15 protein-coding genes, 2 tRNA genes and 1 pseudogene are annotated in these 17,897 nt (G+C 63.7%); 7 read left to right on the top strand and 11 right to left on the bottom strand.

Annotation, left to right across the window (positions count from 1 at the left end):
* Positions 1 to 4 precede the first annotated feature (4 nt).
* The 9 genes and pseudogenes from P3C39_RS05535 to P3C39_RS05575 form a co-directional block, all read right to left on the bottom strand.
* Positions 5 to 1,033 (bottom strand): zinc-binding dehydrogenase, encoded by a 1,029-nt coding sequence (locus P3C39_RS05535; RefSeq protein ID WP_013531222.1) that lies wholly within the window; start codon positions 1,031 to 1,033, stop codon positions 5 to 7.
* A gap of 36 nt (positions 1,034 to 1,069) precedes the next feature.
* Positions 1,070 to 2,347 carry a beta-ketoacyl-ACP synthase gene (locus tag P3C39_RS05540; protein WP_013531223.1) on the bottom strand — a complete coding sequence of 426 codons (1,278 nt, stop codon included), beginning with the start codon at positions 2,345 to 2,347 and terminating at the stop codon, positions 1,070 to 1,072.
* A gap of 43 nt (positions 2,348 to 2,390) precedes the next feature.
* Positions 2,391 to 3,581: a beta-ketoacyl-ACP synthase gene (locus P3C39_RS05545; protein ID WP_064993697.1), complete on the bottom strand. Its 1,191-nt coding sequence runs from the start codon at positions 3,579 to 3,581 to the stop codon at positions 2,391 to 2,393.
* Positions 3,582 to 3,637: 56 nt separating this feature from the next.
* Positions 3,638 to 3,919, bottom strand: coding sequence for an acyl carrier protein (locus P3C39_RS05550; RefSeq protein ID WP_010909964.1), 282 nt, complete (start codon positions 3,917 to 3,919; stop codon positions 3,638 to 3,640).
* Between the two features lie 230 nt (positions 3,920 to 4,149).
* Positions 4,150 to 5,291: pseudogene (locus tag P3C39_RS05555) on the bottom strand (slipin family protein).
* 358 nt (positions 5,292 to 5,649) lie between these two features.
* A tRNA-Asn gene (locus tag P3C39_RS05560) sits at positions 5,650 to 5,716 on the bottom strand.
* A 1-nt stretch (position 5,717) separates the two neighbouring features.
* Positions 5,718 to 5,791, bottom strand: a tRNA-Tyr gene (locus P3C39_RS05565).
* Positions 5,792 to 6,020: 229 nt separating this feature from the next.
* Complete coding sequence (locus P3C39_RS05570; RefSeq protein ID WP_013531226.1) at positions 6,021 to 6,569, bottom strand: histidine phosphatase family protein; 549 nt, start codon at positions 6,567 to 6,569, stop codon at positions 6,021 to 6,023.
* The gene (locus P3C39_RS05575; RefSeq protein ID WP_245268538.1) at positions 6,566 to 6,868 is read right to left on the bottom strand and encodes a hypothetical protein; all 303 of its coding nucleotides are present in this window, start codon (positions 6,866 to 6,868) and stop codon (positions 6,566 to 6,568) included. The genes P3C39_RS05570 and P3C39_RS05575 overlap by 4 nt, the downstream gene beginning before the upstream one ends.
* A 20-nt stretch (positions 6,869 to 6,888) precedes the next feature.
* Here P3C39_RS05575 and P3C39_RS05580 point away from each other — a divergent pair, with 20 nt between their 5' ends.
* The 4 genes from P3C39_RS05580 to P3C39_RS05595 all read left to right on the top strand — a co-directional run bounded on the left by P3C39_RS05580 (position 6,889) and on the right by P3C39_RS05595 (position 10,906).
* Positions 6,889 to 7,122, top strand: a complete 234-nt coding sequence (locus P3C39_RS05580; protein WP_275952839.1) for a hypothetical protein — start codon at positions 6,889 to 6,891, stop codon at positions 7,120 to 7,122.
* A 70-nt stretch (positions 7,123 to 7,192) separates the two neighbouring features.
* Positions 7,193 to 8,143: an AEC family transporter gene (locus P3C39_RS05585; protein ID WP_127369760.1), complete on the top strand. Its 951-nt coding sequence runs from the start codon at positions 7,193 to 7,195 to the stop codon at positions 8,141 to 8,143.
* A 190-nt stretch (positions 8,144 to 8,333) separates the two neighbouring features.
* Positions 8,334 to 9,791 carry an NAD-dependent succinate-semialdehyde dehydrogenase gene (locus tag P3C39_RS05590; RefSeq protein WP_013531228.1) on the top strand — a complete coding sequence of 486 codons (1,458 nt, stop codon included), beginning with the start codon at positions 8,334 to 8,336 and terminating at the stop codon, positions 9,789 to 9,791.
* A 92-nt stretch (positions 9,792 to 9,883) separates the two neighbouring features.
* Positions 9,884 to 10,906: an aldose epimerase family protein gene (locus P3C39_RS05595; RefSeq protein ID WP_024501271.1), complete on the top strand. Its 1,023-nt coding sequence runs from the start codon at positions 9,884 to 9,886 to the stop codon at positions 10,904 to 10,906.
* Between the two features lie 10 nt (positions 10,907 to 10,916).
* On the opposite strand, the gene P3C39_RS05600 is transcribed toward P3C39_RS05595, so the two are convergent.
* Entirely contained in the window at positions 10,917 to 11,837 is a 921-nt protein-coding gene (locus tag P3C39_RS05600; protein WP_275952840.1) for a sugar kinase, read from the bottom strand.
* Between the two features lie 152 nt (positions 11,838 to 11,989).
* Here P3C39_RS05600 and P3C39_RS05605 point away from each other — a divergent pair, with 152 nt between their 5' ends.
* Together P3C39_RS05605 and P3C39_RS05610 are read left to right on the top strand one after the other, a co-directional pair.
* Entirely contained in the window at positions 11,990 to 12,439 is a 450-nt protein-coding gene (locus P3C39_RS05605) for a FixH family protein (RefSeq protein ID WP_275953162.1), read from the top strand.
* Between the two features lie 7 nt (positions 12,440 to 12,446).
* Entirely contained in the window at positions 12,447 to 13,646 is a 1,200-nt protein-coding gene (locus tag P3C39_RS05610) for a cytochrome c peroxidase (RefSeq protein WP_275952841.1), read from the top strand.
* A 1-nt stretch (position 13,647) separates the two neighbouring features.
* Here the strand turns inward: P3C39_RS05610 and P3C39_RS05615 are convergent, their stop codons facing one another.
* A complete protein-coding gene (locus P3C39_RS05615; protein WP_275952842.1) occupies positions 13,648 to 14,100 on the bottom strand; it encodes an Lrp/AsnC ligand binding domain-containing protein in 453 nt (150 codons plus the stop codon).
* A gap of 163 nt (positions 14,101 to 14,263) precedes the next feature.
* On the opposite strand from P3C39_RS05615, the gene putA reads away from it, so the two are divergent.
* A complete protein-coding gene (gene putA, locus P3C39_RS05620) occupies positions 14,264 to 17,875 on the top strand; it encodes a bifunctional proline dehydrogenase/L-glutamate gamma-semialdehyde dehydrogenase PutA (RefSeq protein WP_275952843.1) in 3,612 nt (1,203 codons plus the stop codon).
* The last annotated feature ends 22 nt before the right edge of the window (positions 17,876 to 17,897 follow it).

Here is a 17,897-nt window from a genome sequence, read left to right on the forward strand (position 1 = left end):
GGCTCTAGCCGACGCGCAGGATGATCTTGCCGAAAACGTCGCGGCCTTCCATGCGCTTCAGCGCGGCGTCGATACCGTCGAAGCCGACTTCGGTGTCGATGACGGGTGCGACTTGTCCCGCCGCCATTTTCTGCATGGCGTTGGCCATGTTTTCCATGCGGCAGCCAAAGGAGCCAAGCAGTTTCAATTGCTGCTGGAACAGCTGCATCAAATTGATCTGCGTCGACACGCCGGAGGTCGAACCGCAGGTCACCAGGCGGCCGCCACGCTTCAGGCACAGCATCGAGGCGGCGAATGTGTCGGCGCCGACATGTTCAAAGACGACGTCGACGCCCTTCTTCTTGGTCAGCTTGCGCACGACGCCCTCGAAACGGTCGTCGCGGTAGTTGATGACATGGTCGGCGCCGAGCGCCTTGGCCTTGTCGATCTTGTCGTTGGAGCCGACCGTAGTGATGATCGTGCAGCCCATCCGCTTGGCCAGCTGGATGGCCGCCGAGCCGATGCCGGATCCGCCGGCATGGATAAGGATGGTTTCGCCGGGTTGAAGCCTGGCGTTGTCGAACAGCATGTGCTCGACGGTGCCGAAGGTGACGGGCGCCACCGCCGCGCCGATGTCGGTCACGCCGGGCGGGGCAGGGACCAGCAGGCGGGCCGGCAGATTGATCTTCTCCTGCGCGAAACCGTCGAGATGGAAACCGTGCACGCCCGAAACATGTTCGCAAAGGTTGTCGCGGCCTTCGCGGCAGGCTCGGCAGAGGCCGCAGGTGCGCGCGCCATAGATCGACACCAATTGTCCGGGCAGCAGGCTGGAAACGCCGGGGCCAACCGCCTCGACCTCGCCGGATGCCTCCGCGCCGACGACCAGCGGCAGCTTGCGCTTGGCGAAGGCCATGCCGCGCCAGCCCCAGACGTCGATATGGTTCAGCGCTACTGCCTTGATGCGCAGCGTGACTTCGCCGAGTGCCGGCGGTGGAGGAGGCGGCAGGTCCACCGTCTCAAGACGGCGGTCCTCTATAAGTTGCAATGCGCGCATGGGGCCTGTCGGTTCAGTCTGGCTGAAAAAGGTCGCTTAGACCGGTTCCCGCGCCATGACAAGGCAAGTGTTCTGGCCGCCGAAGCCGAAGGAGCTCGACAGAACGGTGCGGACCTCGGCGTTGCGCTTCTTGTTCGGCACCACGTCGAGCACGATCGCGGGGTCGGGATTGTCATAGTTGATGGTCGGCGGAATGACGCTTTCGCGCATCGTCATCAGCGAGAAAGCCGCCTCGACAGCGCCCGCCGCCGACAGTGTGTGACCGATCATCGATTTGTTCGACGAGACCGGCATCGAGCCGATCCGCTCGCCGAACACCGTCGACAGCGCCAGATGCTCCATCTTGTCGTTTTCGGGCGTCGAGGTGCCGTGGGCATTGACGTAGTCGATCTCGTCTTCACCCAGTCCGGCGTCGACGAGGGCGGCGCGGACCGCGGCGATGGCCGGTGAAGCGTCCGGTTTGGAGCGGGTGCGGTGGAAGTCGTCGGCCTTCTCGCCGCAACCGCCCAGGACGCCGAGAATAGTCGCGCCGCGAGCCAATGCCGTCTCAAGCGATTCCAACACCAGCGCCCCGGATCCCTCGGCCAACACGAAGCCGTCGCGATCCCTGGAGAAGGGTTTCGACGCCTTTTCGGGGATGTCGTTGTGCGTGGAGAGCGCCGAAAGCAATGAGAAACGGATCAATGCCTCGGCGGTCGCGGAACCGTCCGCGCCGATCGACAGCGCACGGTCGCATTCGCCGCGTCGGATCGCCTCGACACCGAGCTGAATCGCGGTGGCGCCTGAAGCGCAAGCCGTCGACAGCGTGATCGGCAGACCACGCGTGCCAAGGCGATCGGCAAGGCGGCCGGCGATCGAACCGAACTGGGTGGTCTCGAAAATATCCAGCTCTTTCAAGCTACGCGCGACCCGAAGCAGTCTTTCGGCGGCGGTGTCATCCTTGTCCTTGTCAGAATTGTAGAGCGAGAAGCGCTCGGCCCAGTCGAGTTCGACTGGCGGCGATGCGAGGAAGAGCGGTCCGCCGAAATCGCTGGAATCAAGACCGGCTTCGCTCACCGCTTCTAAGCCCGCAAGCTCGGCTAGCTCATAGGTGAGTGGGCTGGCGCCTTTCGAGCTCGACGGCAGGAAATCGACCATGCCGGAGATGCGGGTGTTCAATTGATCGATGGGAAAGCGAGTGATCGGGTGAATGCCCGACTTGCCGGAGGTCAGTGCCGCCCAATTGTCTGATTTGCCGACGCCAAGCGAGGTCACCACGCCGATGCCGGTGACGGCGACGATCGGCCTGCCCATGTGATCTCTGAGATTGGCCATCCGGGAGCCCTCTTATCGTTGCAGCATGGATCGTGGAGCCGCATTACGCGGCATTGACCAGCGCCATGCCCTCGAATTGGTGATAGCCGATCGCCGTTGCAAGGACGGATTGGGGAACGCCTTCGAACGGCGTCTCGGCTGCGGCATCAAAAACAGGATAGGCGGCCTTGCGGTCGACAGCGAGTGCCGCCAGTGCCACAGCGAAAGGAAACTGTGCTTCCTTCATGTGCCCGGTCAGCGTCGAGAAGCCACGCGCGGCGATCGCCGGATTGGCATCGAGCGCTGCCTTCTCGGCTGTTGTCGCCGCATGCGCGCCCGATGCGCCCGACAGGGTCAGCAATTTGCCGTTCGGCAATGCAGCCTGCTTGAGCAGTGCGGCGATCTCGGCGTCGAGTTCTCCCCGTGGCCGCCGGGCACGGCCGGAGACGACCGGTCCAAGTTCTGCATAGATCTTGCGGCCGCGGCTCATCGCGTGTTCGCGCTGCTCCAGCACCAGGAAGGCGCCGCCGGAGCCGGTCACGACGCCACCGCCCTCAGTGCCCTGTCTTTGCCAAACCGGCTTCCATGGGCCGCGATGCAGATAGCCGGCGAGTTCATAGCCGAGCAGCATATCGGAATGTTCGGTCTGGAAGGCACCGCCGACCAGGATATGCGTCGACTGACCCGAGCGGATGCGTGCGGCGGCCGTTTCAACCGCGGCGACACCGGCACCTTCCTCGCCCATGAAGGTTCTGGACGAACCGGTGACCTTGTGGACGATGGAGATGTTGCCGGCGAGCAGGTTGGACAATTGGGCCAGAAACAGTGTCGGGCGCAATTCGGTGGTCAATTTCTCGTTGAGCAGTACATCGCGGTCATTGCGGCTTTCCGAAGCGGCGAGAATGGCGGCATCGACCGCCTCGTCGCGCTCGCCGCCGCCCGCCGCCACAACCATGTCCATGGTCGCGCAGAGTTCGTCATCGCCCTTGATGCCGGCGTCGTCCAGTGCAAGGCCGGCAGCATAGGTGCCGAGCCTCTGCCAGGTTTCCATCTGGCGCTGATCGCCACGCTTGGCGATCTGCAGGTTCCAGTCGATCTCAGGCAGCGGATGGACAGTATAGGGTGCAAAGCGCGTCGCTTCGAGCACCGGCCGCGGGCCCGGTTGCGCGAGCTTCTGCCAGTGGGCGTCAGGACCTTCCCCCAGCGAGGAGACAAGGCCGATACCTGATATGACGACGTCGCGGGGGCTGCTCATGTGCGGCTTTGTGGGTCAGGCGGCAGAGCGCGTCAAGATCGTGCGCTTAACTGACGTCAGGCGGTCTTGGCGGCGACCAGCGCGTCGATCTTGGCGCACAGATTCTTCATGACGAAGTAATCGTCGGTCGAAGCCTTGCCGTCATTGACCTCCTGGGTCCACTTTTCCAGCGGCACCTTGATGCCGAATTCCTTGTCGATGGCAAAGACGATGTCGAGAAAATCGAGGCTGTCTATGCCGAGATCGTCAATCGTGTGGCTCTCGGGCGTGATGGTGTCGATATCGATCTCGCTGGTGTCGGCAATGATCTTGGCGACTTTGTCGAACGTGGTGGACAAGGGCTTTTCCTTCGGTTGCGGGCGGAATCTGTCCGCATCTTGTTTGGGCGCTGTCTAATCGGTTTTTTCCGGCAGGAAAAGGCCTGATACGCCGGGCGCAGATGGGTAGGGTTCCTTCGAAACGCAAGAAGGGCCGCCGGTTTACCCGGCGGCCCTTCTGTTGACGCAACGTCAGCCTTATTTCGATGCGTGTCGTTTTTCCAAAAGCGGAACACTTTTGGCGACATGCATCAGCTGTCGCGAAGCTTGACCAGATCGTTCAGCAGCCCGCCCGTTCCGTTGTGGACGGTCAGCCGCTCGACCTTGCCGGCGATGGTTTCCAGCGCCTCGAGCTCCTTCAGCCGCAGCATCACCGGGTTTTCCGCATCACCCTGGCCGTGTTGAGGAGGGAACGGGTCGCGTTCGTCTCCTCGCGGCGACGGATGATGTTGGCCTCGGCCTGCTTTTCGGCCGACACCACCTGGTTGAGGATCTCGCGCATCTCGCCCGGCAGGATGACATCCTTGAGCGCGATATCGCTGACCTCCACGCCGATCTCGGCCATGTCGGCGCGGACCTTGGCTGCCGCTTCCTCATCGATCGTCACCTTCTTTTCGAGGATCTGATCGAGTGTCAGCGCGCCAAGCGTCTTGCGGAAGGCATATTGCAGGGCGCGGTAGAGGGCTTCGGAGAAGTCCTTCACCATGCTGACCGCCTTGACCGGATCGACGACCCGGTATTCGGCTGCGATGTTGACGCGGATCGTCACGCGATCCTTGGTCAGCACTTCCTGCCCGGCAACGTCGAGCGACTGGCGCTTGAGGTCGACGACCTTGATCTGCACCATGCGTCCGACGTTCCAGAAGCCATGCACGCCCGCCGTCAGCGTCCTGACCAGGACACCGTCGATGAACAGCAGTCCGGCCTGACCATCGACGACCGGATGGACGGACATCAATTCCGCCTTCCGGGCCTGGCCGAGCCGGCGCATGATCGCCGCATCGATGGCGAGATCGACTGACGTGTCGATCAGCGTCACCTTCCACGGGCCGGCATCCGTCCACAGCACGAGCTTGCGGTCCGGTGCCAGCACGGCGTGCAGATTGCCGTCACGCTCGATGACGGCGACATCCGTGCGCCCGGTGCGAACGACGGTGAAATGACGCGCGGCCACATCCGGAAGCTTGTCGAACAACGCCTTCTCGTATGCCGAAACGAATTCCGGGTTCTTCAGATCGTGCCGAGACACTTCGAGGCTGCCGCGCCGGGTGGCGAGCCAGTGCTCGCCCGGCAGCAGGACAGCCTTGATCTCCCCCTTGTGGAGGGCGAGGGCACGTTCGTTTTCCTTTACGAGGACGCGCTCGCGTCCAAGAACCTTGTCGAGAATGGTCATTGTCTTACTCCTGTCGGGCATGGCCCCATGCGAGGCGTCACGTCATGCGTCGATCTTCCCTTCGTTTCTCGTTTCACGTCGTCTCTTGCGTCGTAGCCCGGGCACGAATGATCCGGGGACTGGTGGCATCGAGCCGTGGCGGGCCTTCGGGAGCGGATCGCGGGGCAGCGAAGCGGGCGCAGGAGGCCTTAGCCTCCCTTGCCGGCGACACCGCGCCTTGATCGTCACCGCGGGCCTGGCCGCGAGCCGATGGCGAAAGACGCTTGGGATGATCCGCGCCCGAAAGCTTGGGTCACCCGTCCAGTCTTTCGCATTCCAGTCCCCGGACCGTTTTTCGGATGGCTTTTCAAAGGCCAAATGGAGAAGGAATCGAACCTTCGACAGTCAGATTAACAATCTGATGCTCTAACCAAACTGAGCTATCCGTGGTGCAGATGAAGGGACTCGAACCCACAACCTCCGGATTATGTCCGGCGCTCTCCCAGTTGAGCTACATCCGCGATCCCAATCCCCAAAGCGGCGCCGTATGCAGGGCGGCAATGCCGCCTGCACGGGCGGAGACGAAAGCTCCAACCGTTGTGCTCGCTTCGGTTCTCGTGACCGGGAGCGCGCCTATAGCCCCTGCGACGGGTTGTCGCAAGCGGCATTGTCACGGCGAATTTGCGGCTTCTTTCAACGGTGGCATTTCAGCAACACCGCTTTCGGCGTCAGCGATCGCGCGCAGCACGCTCAGAAGGTGACGCGGCCGAGCACGCGCAGGCCATCGCCTTGCGGCTCGACGACGACGGCCTCACCTTCGCGCGGTGAGATGCCGGTCAGTGCCACGATGTCTTCCAGATGGGTGACCATGACCAGATTGTCGGAGCCGGAATAGGCGCGGATTTCCTTCAGGATCGCAGCGGTCTGCGCGGCCTTCTGCGTCTCGTCGCCTTTCAGGAGATCGAGCGGTGCAAAGAGTTCCGGGTCGGCCTCGAAGGCGATGCGGGCGGTGTCGAGGCAGCGGCAATAGCGGCTGGACAGCACGCGCTCGATCGGTGCCGCCCGAGCGGCAAACAGAGCGCCGATCTTGCTCGCCTGCTGCTTGCCGCGCGCCGACAGGTTCATCTGGGTGGCGCAGCTGTCGATGTCGAAATTGGCCGGATCGGTGGTGCCGGTGACCATGGCATGGCGCAGCAGCACGACGTGTCCGCCGTCGCGCAGCAGCGCCCAGCCTGCATCCGTGGCGTGCGCCACGCCGGGAACAACAAGCAGGAACAACGCCAAGGCAAATCGAATCATCCGCTATCCTTCTGCGGTTCCCGGCAAGGGGTTCCGGTGGCAGGACATATAGGGACGGTAAAGCCGGCCGAAAGACAAGGCGCGGTCGGCGGGAAGCGTAGACCTACTTCTTCGCCATCTGCTTCTTCACCAGATCGACCTTCTGGTCGGTGAGAGGGATGGCTGGTGTAGCCGGCTTCGGTAAAGCGCTGCTTGGCGTTCTCGAAGAATCCGATCGCCTTTTGATATTCGGCCTTGCCGCCGCCATAGCTGGCCCGATTCCAGCTGACATCCCCGAGATTGTTCTGCGCGAAGGCCATTGCATCGGAAGGCTTCCCTGGTGAATACCTTCAGCGTCGCCGTGAATGCGGCCTCGATCGGTGACGCTGCGCGCGTCGCTTTTCGTCTCGGCAACTGCAAGCGCGGTCGCGGCAAGACAAAGCAGTGCGGCGACGAAAGCCGTCAGCCATGCCCGCTGCAAAAGACGGAGGTTCGAGAGTCGGACAAAGGCTATTTGTCGTCCGTGTCCGCCCTGATGATCCAAGCCCTCTATAACGCTGCCAGCCGACGATGATCAAATTCAGGCGCGATTGCGTCGCGGTCCTGGCTCGCCTATCACGGGGAACCCGCCCCTCACGGTAAAAATGTCTCCGCTCACCGAAACCGTTCTTTTCGTCTTCAGCCTTGTCGCGCTCGGCTACCTCGCCGGGCTCACCGGCTATCTGAAGCCGGCGAGCGGCGAGGGGATTTCGGAATTTGCCATCAACGTGGCGATGCCGCTGCTGCTGTTCCAGACGATGGTGAAGTCCGACTTCCACGGCGTGGCGCCTTGGCCGCTGTGGGGCGCTTACTTCACGGCGGTTGCAATGACATGGGCTGCCGGCCATCTGGTGACGACGCGGATCTTCGGGCGGGACGCACGCGCAGGCATCGTCGGTGGAGTGTCGTCGTCCTTCTCGAATGTGGTGCTGCTGGGCATTCCCTTCGTTCTCGGCGTATTCGGGTCCAGGGGATTCGAAGTGCTGTCGCTGCTCGTTTCCGTGCATCTGCCGACCATGATGATGGCTTCGATCATCATGTTCGAGATATTTGGCCGCGGTGGCAGTGAGCCCGTACACCCGCTGCGCATCGTCCAGAGCTTTCTGAGAAGACTGTTCACCAATCCCCTGATCATCGGTATCCTGGCCGGGCTGGCCTGGCGCCTAACCGGCGCGCCGCTGCCGAACCTTGCCACGCGGCTGGTCGATACGCTGGCTGACACTGCCGGGCCAGTGGCGCTGTTCGCCATGGGGCTCAGCCTGCGCCGTTTCGGCATATCGGGCAATGTCCGGCCGGCGTTGGCGCTTTCGGTGCTGAAGCTGTTCCTGATGCCGGCGCTGGTGCTGGTCTTCGTCTGGTTGCTCGGCATGCCGCCCTTGACGGCCAAGGTGGCGGTGATGGTGGCCGCGATGCCATCCGGCGTCAATTCCTATCTGATCGCGGTGCAGTTCAACACCGGCCAGGCGTTGGCGTCGAACCAGATGACCCTCGCCACGGCCTGCGCCGCCGTCACCACCGCGTTCTGGCTGACTGTTGTCTTGTACGTTTTCGGGTAAGGCATCGGTGTAAGCACGTCAGCCTGCTCTCGTCTCGCTCTGGCCCAAGCCCTATATGCCATCTTGCGATTGCTTGCGTGCCTTGCCCTCGGTAAAGAGCAGTGGCTCCGGCGTGCCGGCCTCAGTCCATGGCGCACGCGCACCGAAGATTTCACAGACCCGCCCGTCAGGGCGCCGAACGGAGGATAGCATGCTTCAGAAAACCAGCCATTTCATGCGGCAGGCCAATCTCATCAATGGCGAATGGGTGCAGGCCGACAGCGGCCAGACGGTCGACGTCAACAACCCTGCCACCGGTCTCAAGATCGGCACCGTGCCGAAGTCGGGCAAGGCCGAGACCCGCCGCGCCATCGAAGCCGCCGCGGAAGCTTTCAAGACCTGGCGCAAGACGACCGCGCTCGAGCGCTCGAAGCTGCTGCGCAAGCTGCACGACGCGATGATGGACAATCAGGACGTACTGGCCGAACTGCTGACCATCGAGCAGGGCAAGTCGCTGTTCGAATCGAAGGGGGAGATCGGCTCGGCCGCGTCCTACATATTGTGGTTCGCCGAGGAAGGTCGCCGCACCTATGGCGACGTCGTGCCCTCGCCATGGGCGGACCGCCGCATCCTGGTGACCAAGGAGCCGGTTGGCGTCATCGCCGCCATCACGCCGTGGAATTTTCCGTCCTCGATGCTGGCCCGCAAGCTCGGCCCGGCGCTCGCCGCCGGCTGCACCGCCGTGGTCAAGCCTGCGTCGCAGACGCCGTATTCGGGTCTCGCCTGGGGCGCGCTTGCAGAGGAAGTCGGGTTCCCCAAGGGCGTCGTCAACATCCTGACCGGTTCGGCCAGCGAGATCGGCGACGAGATCTGCGCCAATCCGCTGGTGTCGAAGATCACTTTCACCGGCTCGACCGAGGTCGGCAAGCTTCTCATCCAGAAGTCGTCGGTCACCGTCAAGAAGGTGTCGATGGAACTCGGCGGCAACGCGCCGTTCATCGTTTTCGACGACGCCGACCTCGAGCGTGCCGTCGCCGGCGCCATCACCGCCAAGTATCGCAATTCCGGCCAGACCTGCGTTTGCACCAACCGCTTCCTTGTCCAGGCAGGTGTCTATGACAAGTTCGTCGAGAAGCTCGCTGCCGCCAGCAACGCGCTGAAGGTCGGCTCCGGCCTCGAGGACGGTGTGCAGCAGGGGCCGCTGATCGACGAGAAGGCGGTCGAGAAGGTCGAGGAACTGATCGCCGACGCCACATCAAAGGGCGGCAAGATCGTTGCCGGCGGCAAGCGCCATGCGCTCGGCGGTTCGTTCTTCCAGCCGACGGTCATCGCCAACGCGACACCCAAGATGCGCTTCATGAAGGAAGAGATCTTTGGCCCGGTCGCACCGGTGTTCAAGTTCGAGACCGAAGAGGAAGCCGTCGCCCTCGCCAACGACACCGAATTCGGCCTTGCCTGCTACTTCTACACCGGTGACCTCGGCCGCGCCTTCCGAGTGATGGAAGGGCTGAAATACGGTATGGTCGGGGTCAATGAAGGCCTCATCACCACGCCGGAAGCGCCGTTCGGCGGCGTCAAGGAATCCGGCCTCGGCAAAGAAGGCGGGCATCAGGGCATCGAGGATTATCTCGACACCAAATATGTCTGCATCGGCGGCCTCGGCCTCTGATAGGCTATCCCTGAGATGGGGAGGCCGATGGCCTGCCCATCTCTCATGGAAAAACCAGCCGAAGTCTTCTGGATCAACTGGCATTTACGGGCATGGCGATGAAGGACGGCGAGGTTTTCGGCACGACGCAGGCTGGCGAGCAGGTGCGTCGCTTCACGATCAGGGGCGGCGGCATCACAGCCAACATCATCGGTCTGGGCGCGATCATCCAGGATTTGCGCCTGACCGGGCACGATGCTCCGCTGGTGCTCGGCTACGACAGTCTGGAAGGCTACGAGACGGATACGGCCTTCTTCGGTGCGGTCGTCGGCCGCTATGCCAACCGCATCCGCGACGGCCGCTTCACCATTGGCGGCAGCCGCTACCAGACCGAGCAAAACTTCCTCGACAAGCATACGCTGCATGGCGGCTCGCAAGGTTACTCCCACCGGGCGTGGACGGTTTCCTTGCATGGCAGGGATTTCGTCACGCTGACGCTGCACGATCCCGACGGCACGATGGGTTTTCCCGGCGCGCTCGACGTCACCTGCACCTACCGGCTGAAGATCCCCGGCACGCTCAGCGTCGAGCTGACCGCCACCTGCGAGGAGCCGACGCTGTGCAATCTCACCCAGCATTCCTATTTCAACCTGGATGATGGCGGCGCAGGCGACATTCTCGACCACAGGATGATGCTGAATGCCGGCGCCTACCTGCCGGTCGATGGCGACATGATCCCCACAGGCGTGGTCAAGCCGGTTGACGGCACGCCATTCGATTTCCGCCAGGCGCGGCCGCTGCGCATGGAAACCGAGGGTGATCAACTGCCCTACGACCAGAATTTCTGCCTTGCTTCGGCACGCGGGCCGCTCAAGCAGGCGGCATGGACGCAAGGCGCCAGTTCCGGTGTCGAGATGGAGGTCTGGACCACCGAGCCCGGCGTCCAGCTCTATACCGGCCAGTATGTGACGCCGCGCACCGGGCTGGAAGCGCGGAACTACAAGGCCTTTTGCGGCTTCTGCCTGGAGCCGCAAATTTGGCCGGACGCGCCGAACCGGCCTTATTTCCCGCAAGCAACGCTGTGGCCGGGCGCGATCTACCACCACGTCACGGAATACAGGTTCCGCCTGCCCTAGTTTTCCGACCTTAGCCTTCGAAAGCCGCCCGCAGCGTCTCGAACGGCGCCAGCGCGCCGCGCACTTGCACCACGGCGGCGGCGACACGATGCGCACGGCGCGCGGCTTCCTGCGGGTCGTGGCCGGCGAGACGAGCCGCAAGATAGCCGCCGTTGAACGAATCGCCGGCGCCGGTCGTATCGGCGGGGGCGGCGACATGGATCGCCGGGACTTCGCGTAGTGTTTCTCCTTGGGCAATCAGGGCGGGCTGCTCGCCGTTCTTGACGACGACCTCGCTAACCAGTTGCCTGAGTCGCTCTGCGGTCGCTTGCGGTGTTGCATCGCCAAACAGCATCTGCTCGTCGGGGAAAGTCGGCAATGCGATGTCGGTGGCGGCAAGGGCTTCGACGATCGCTGCCTGTGCATCCTCGCGATTGCGCCAAAGCCGCGGCCGGTAGTTGGGATCGAAGGCGACAAGTGAACCGGCCGAGCGCGCCTTGGCGACGGCCGCCAGCAATACGGCGCGCGCGGCCTCATCCAGAATTGCCAAAGTGATTCCGGAAAAATAGACAAGCGCCTGATTTACCAGGTTTTTCGACAATGCAACCGGGTCTGAGGCGAGCTGCCGCGCGGCGGCGTCGCCGCGCCAGTAGGTGAAGGAACGCTCGGCCCCGGTCAGCGTGATGGCATAGAGGCCAGGCCGTGCGCCCGCTATGATCGGGCTGGAGCCGATGCCGATGCCGTTCTGGCCTAAGAAATCGATCTGGGCTTGCGAGAACGGATCGTCGCCGAAGGCCGAGACATAGGTTGCCGGCCGCTCAGTGCTCAGCGCGTGCAGCGCCCACAGCGTGTTGAACGTGTCGCCGGCAAAGCCCATGCGCCAGTTCGGTCCGGTCTGGCCCGACAGTTCGAGCATGCATTCGCCGATCGAGGCGACGCCGGTTCCCGCCATCTACAATCCTCCAGTGCTTCCCGGTGCTGTAGCTTTTTGCCATCGGCAGCGCCATGCTTGGCAAGCAGGGTTTTTTCCGCCACAGCGTTTTCCCACAGGCTGGCGGGATGCGATCCGTTCGGCAGAGCGTTGTCTGCAGAAGAGGAACCGGTTTGGCATCGATATGGCGTTATCTTCTGGCGGGTCTTGGTCTGGCTGCCTTGCTGGTCGCCATTCTCGCGGTCGTCTTCCTGACGGCGCCGCGTTCGTCGCTGCCAGCCGGCCCGGATGTCGCGCGGACGAAGAAAACCGACAACGGGCTGTACGTGGCGAGTTTCGTGCCGGAACGGGGCGTGGTGCGGCAGGGCGAACTGGAATCCTGGCTGCTGACCCTGAAAACAAAGACAGGGGCTTCGGTGGAGCGCGCCGCGATCGCCATCTCCGGCGGAATGCCGCAACACAATCACGGCCTGCCGACCAGCCCGCAGGTCACCGATTACCTGGGCGAAGGCCGTTACCGCATCAAGGGGCTGAAATTCACCATGAGCGGCTGGTGGCAACTTCGTTTCGCCATCTCATCCGGCGCCGGCTCCGATACCGTACTGTTCAACGTGGTGCTGTGAGCGATCGATGAAGCGCCTTTTCCGCTTTCTGGCGCTGATGGTCGCCGTCGTCCTCGTGGGCTGCGGCAAGCCTGATTTTTCCGACGCAGAAAAGAAGACTATCGCTTCGCTGGCGCTGTCGTCGCTGCCGGCGCTCAAGGCCGACACCACCAATCGTTTTGCCGATGTGCCGGCCGCCGCCGCACTCGGCTCGACGCTGTTCTTCGATCAGGGCATGAGCGGTGACGGGTCGGTATCCTGTTCGACCTGCCACAAAATCGACCGCCAGTTCCAGGACGACCTGCCGCAGGCGGTCGGCGTCGGCCACGCCAACCGGCGCACCATGCCGCTGGCCGGCGTGGCGCACGATCCCTGGTTCTTCTGGGATGGCCGTCGCGACAGCCTGTGGGCGCAAGCGTTGACGCCGCTCGAAAATCCGCTGGAGCAGGCGGGAAACCGCGCTGCCTACGCGCATTACATCAAGGCGCGCTTCGGCGAGCGCTATGAGCGCATTTTTGGGCCGCTGCCCGATTTTTCCGGCATGCCGTTGAATGCCAGCCCACTTGGAAACGATGCCGAGAAAGCAGCCTGGAATGCCATGAGCAGCGCGCAGCGCGACGCCATCAACGGTGTCTTCGTCAATATCGGCAAGGCGATTGCCGCCTTCGAACGCTCGATAGCGCCAGCGCCAGCGCGCTTCGACCGCTTTGCGCTGGACCTCGCCACCGGTGCCGAGCCGAAGGGCGACGCAGTCTTTTCCAAACAAGAAGTCCTTGGGCTTAAACTGTTCATCGGCAAGGCCAATTGCGTGACCTGTCACAACGGCCCGCGCTTCACCGACAACAGCTTTCACAACACCGGCGTGCCGCCTGTTGCGGGCCTGCCGCCGGATCGCGGCCGCATCGATGCCGTGCACCAAGTCGAGGCCGACCCGTTCAACTGCCTTGGCGCCTATCGGGACGGCGACGTTGCCGCCTGCGGCGAACTGCGCTTCATGGTCAAGAATGCGCCACAACTCATCCGCGCTTACAAGACGCCGTCTCTGCGCGGTGCGGCAACGCGACCGCCCTATATGCATGCCGGGCAGTTTTCGTCGCTCGACGAGGTCGTGGCGCATTATGCGAAGGCCGCGCCCAGCGTCGAAGGGGTATCAGAGGTTCACCCGTTGAAGCTTTCAGACCGAGAACGCGCTGCTCTGGTGGCGTTCTTGAAGACGCTTTCGGAGTGATCTACCGATCCTTCACGGTCTCTATCGCCACAAAGGTCGAGGTCTGGGCGACATGGGGCAGGGCCGAGATGCGCTCGCCGAGGACGCGGCGGTAGGCGGCGATGTCCCTGGTGCGGACTTTCAGCAGATAATCGAAGCTCGACGCCATCATGTGGCACTGTTCGATCTCCGGCACAGCCTGTACGGACCGGTTGAAGGCGTCGAGCGCGGCGGATCTGGTATCGGACAATTTCACCTGGACGAATGCGACATGGCCTTCGCCCATGCGCTCGCGGTCGACGATCGCCTGGTAGCCTCTGATATAGCCGTCCTTCTCAAGCCGCTTCACCCGCGCCTGCACCGGCGTCTTCGACAGGCCGACCTTTGCGGCCAGTTCTGACATGGAAAGCCGGCCATCGCTTGCAAGTGCGGCCAGGATATTCCGATCTATGCGGTCCAATTGGTCTTCTGTCATCGAAATCGCAGTCCAAATGTCAGTTATATGCCGCTAGGATAGATCGAATGACCTACAGTGTCGATTTCTTTGGACCGGCCGAAATTTTGCACTTGTGCTAGCTTGCGCCATTCGGTCCGGTGACCGCCGGCCCGATCCCCTTTGCTCGATCCACGGGACCGCCATGCCAGCGCTCGATGCCATCCGCCAGCAGATCCGCGCCAACTACCTGCCCGACGAAGACGAGGCCGTGAAGCGGCTTGCCGAGGCGACGGGGCTCTCCGGGAAAGACCGCAAGGCGATCTCGGCTCGTGCCGCCGATCTGGTGCGCGCGGTGCGCGGTTCGTCGGATCCAAGGCTGATGGAAGTCTTCCTCTCCGCTTACGGTCTCTCCACCAAGGAAGGCGTGGCGCTGATGTGCCTGGCCGAGGCGCTGCTGCGCGTGCCCGATACCGAGACGATGGACGACCTCATCGCCGACAAGATCGCGCCGCACGACTGGTCGGCGCATTCGGGCGGTTCGAGCTCCATCTTCGTCAACGCCTCGACCTGGGCGCTGATGCTGACCGGCCGCGTCCTCGACGAAGGCGAGGGCGGCATCGAGGGCACGCTGCGTTCTATGGTGCGGCGGCTGGGCGAGCCGGTCATCCGCAAGGCGGTGGCCGCCGCCATGCGCGAGATGGGCGAGCAGTTCGTGCTCGGCCGCACCATCACTGAAGCCGTCAAGCGCGGCCGGCCGATGACCCAGAAGGGTTATCTCTATTCCTTCGACATGCTGGGCGAGGCGGCCCGCACCGAGGCCGACGCCTTGCGCTATCACAAGGCCTATGCCGACGCGATTTCGTCGCTCGATTCCGGCTCCAACGGTCCTGATATCAGGCAGAACCACGGCATCTCGGTCAAGCTTTCGGCACTGCATCCGCGCTACGAGGTGGCGCAGAAGGAAGAGATGCTGCCTGTGATGGCCGGGCGGCTTTTGTCGCTGGCGCTGGCCGCGCGCCACTCGCGCATGGGTCTCAACATCGATGCCGAGGAGGCCGACCGCCTCGATCTATCGCTCGACGTCATCGAGCGGGTGCTGGCCGAGCCGGAACTTGCCGGCTGGAACGGGTTTGGCGTGGTGGTGCAGGCGTATGGGCCACGCGCGACCTTCGCCATCGACTGGCTCTATGCGCTGGCCAAAAAATACGACCGCAACATCATGGTTCGGCTGGTCAAGGGCGCCTATTGGGACACCGAGATCAAGCGGGGGCAGACGTTGGGACTCACCGGTTATCCCGTCTTCACCCGCAAGGCCAACACCGACGTCTCCTACATGGCTTGCGCGAAGAAGCTGCTTGGCATGACCGACCGCATCTATCCGCAGTTCGCCACCCACAACGCCCATACCGTCGCCGCCATTCTGTCGATGGCTGACAATCGCGACGCCTTCGAGTTCCAGCGCCTGCACGGCATGGGTGAGGCGCTGCACGAGACGGTGCGACGGTCCGAAGGCACGCGCTGCCGTATCTATGCACCGGTCGGAGCGCATTCCGATCTGCTGGCCTATCTGGTCCGCCGGCTGCTGGAGAACGGCGCCAACTCCTCCTTCGTGCACCAGCTGACCGATGAGGATGTCGAGCCGGAGGACATTGCGCGCGATCCGCTCGAAACGGTCGAAAGCCAGGGTCCGGCAGCCAATCCGGCGATTGCCCGGCCTTCCCAGATTTTTGGAGCCGGGCGTCGCAATTCGAAAGGATTCGACATCACCGACACGGTGACGCTGGCGGCGATCGACAAGGCCAGGGCGGCCTTCGCCGGGCCGGATCGCTGGCATGCCAAGCCGATTACGCGGGCCGCCGGCTATGGCAAGCAGCGTCCGATCGTCAACCCGGCAAAGCCTTCCGAAGTGGTCGGCACGGTCAGCGAAGCAGCTGCCAAGCAAGTCGCGACCGCCGTGCGCTTCGCGGTGGAAGCGCAGCCGACTTGGGCAAAACGTCCTGTCGCGGAGCGCGCCGCCATCCTCAACCGCGCCGCCGATCTCTATGAGGCGAATGCCGTCGAGTTCTTTGCACTCGCCACCCGCGAGGCCGGCAAATCGCTGGCCGACGGCGTCGCCGAGGTGCGTGAAGCCGTCGACTTCCTGCGCTACTACGCCACTGAGGCGGCCAATGCGGAGGCGGGCACGCAAGCGCGCGGCGCCATTGTCTGCATTTCGCCGTGGAATTTCCCGCTCGCCATCTTCACCGGCCAGATCGCGGCAGCGCTCGTCACCGGCAATTCGGTGATCGCCAAGCCGGCCGAGCAGACGCCGCTGATCGCCTTCCGCGCCGTCGAACTGCTGCGCGAGGCCGGCGTGCCGGAAGACGTCATCCAGTTGCTCCCTGGCGACGGCCCATCGGTCGGCGGGCCGCTCACCGCCGATCCGCGCATCGCTGGCGTCTGCTTCACAGGTTCGACCGAGGTTGCCAAGCTGATCGAGAAGCAGCTGGCCGAGACGGCCGCGCCCGACGCCATGCTGATCGCCGAGACCGGCGGCCTCAACGCCATGATCGTCGATTCCACCGCGCTGCCCGAACAGGCGGTGCGCGATATCCTCGCCTCCGCCTTCCAGAGTGCCGGCCAGCGCTGCTCGGCGCTGCGCGTACTCTACGTGCAGAAGGACGTCGAGAAGAAGATGCTGGAGATGCTGAAGGGCGCCATGGAGGCGCTCAACGTCGGCGATCCCTGGCGGATTTCGACCGATGTCGGCCCGGTTATCGACGACGAGGCGCAAAGCTCGATCCGCGAGTATTGCACGAAGATGGACCTGCAGGGCAGGCTGATCGCCAAGCTCGAGGCGCCCAGGGAAGGTCGCTTCGTCGCGCCGCATGTTTTCCGGGTCAAGGGTATCGAGGACATGGAGCGCGAGGTGTTCGGGCCGGTGCTGCATGTCGCCAGTTTCGACGCCGACCAGATCGACGCGGTCATCGCCGCCATCAACCGCAAGGGTTATGGCCTGACCTTCGGCCTGCACACCCGCATCGAGGGCCGCGTGCAGCATTTCGTCGATGGCATCCATGCCGGCAACATCTATGTCAACCGCAACCAGATCGGCGCCGTCGTCGGTTCGCAGCCGTTTGGCGGCGAGGGGCTTTCCGGCACCGGGCCGAAGGCCGGCGGTCCGCACTATCTCCGCCGCTTCCGCAAGGGGCCGGAGGCCGGCACCCATGTGCAGGATGGCCACAAGGTCACGGCGACCGAGCTTGCCGACAATCTGCCTGATCCCACACTTGGTGGCTGGTCGACGCGTCCGGACCGGATCGCCATTCTGAGGAAGCATCTGCGCGGCAAGGGTGCTGCGGCCATTGGTGCGGCCGCCGGCATCGATTTCGGCCAGGTCGACCTGCCCGGGCCGACCGGCGAAGCCAACACGCTCTCGCTGTCGCCACGTGGACGGGTGCTGTGCCTTGGTCCCGATGGTGATACGCTGCTGGCGCAGACGATCCAGGCGCTCGCCGCCGGCAACGCCGTGCTGGCCGTTGCGCCGGGTGCACCGGCAGCCCTTTCCGCTCTGACCGGCAAGGGCCTCCCACTGGCCGCCATCGACGGGCGGCCTGATCCGGTCGAGGCACGCTCGCTGCGCGTCGATATCGTTGCTTTTTCCGGCACACCAGAGGCCGCGCGCATCGTGCGCAGGGTTATCGCTGATCGCTCAGGCCCGATCGTGCCGCTGGTCAGCGAAGTGTTGAACCCGGCGGCTTATGCACATGAGCGGGCCGTCTGCGTCGACACCACCGCCGCGGGCGGCAATGCGAGCTTGCTGGCCGGAGCCTGACTCCGGCCGGTCGTTAGAGCCA

Source organism: Mesorhizobium sp. XAP4 (genome assembly GCF_029269325.1).
Classification (GTDB): domain Bacteria; phylum Pseudomonadota; class Alphaproteobacteria; order Rhizobiales; family Rhizobiaceae; genus Mesorhizobium; species Mesorhizobium ciceri.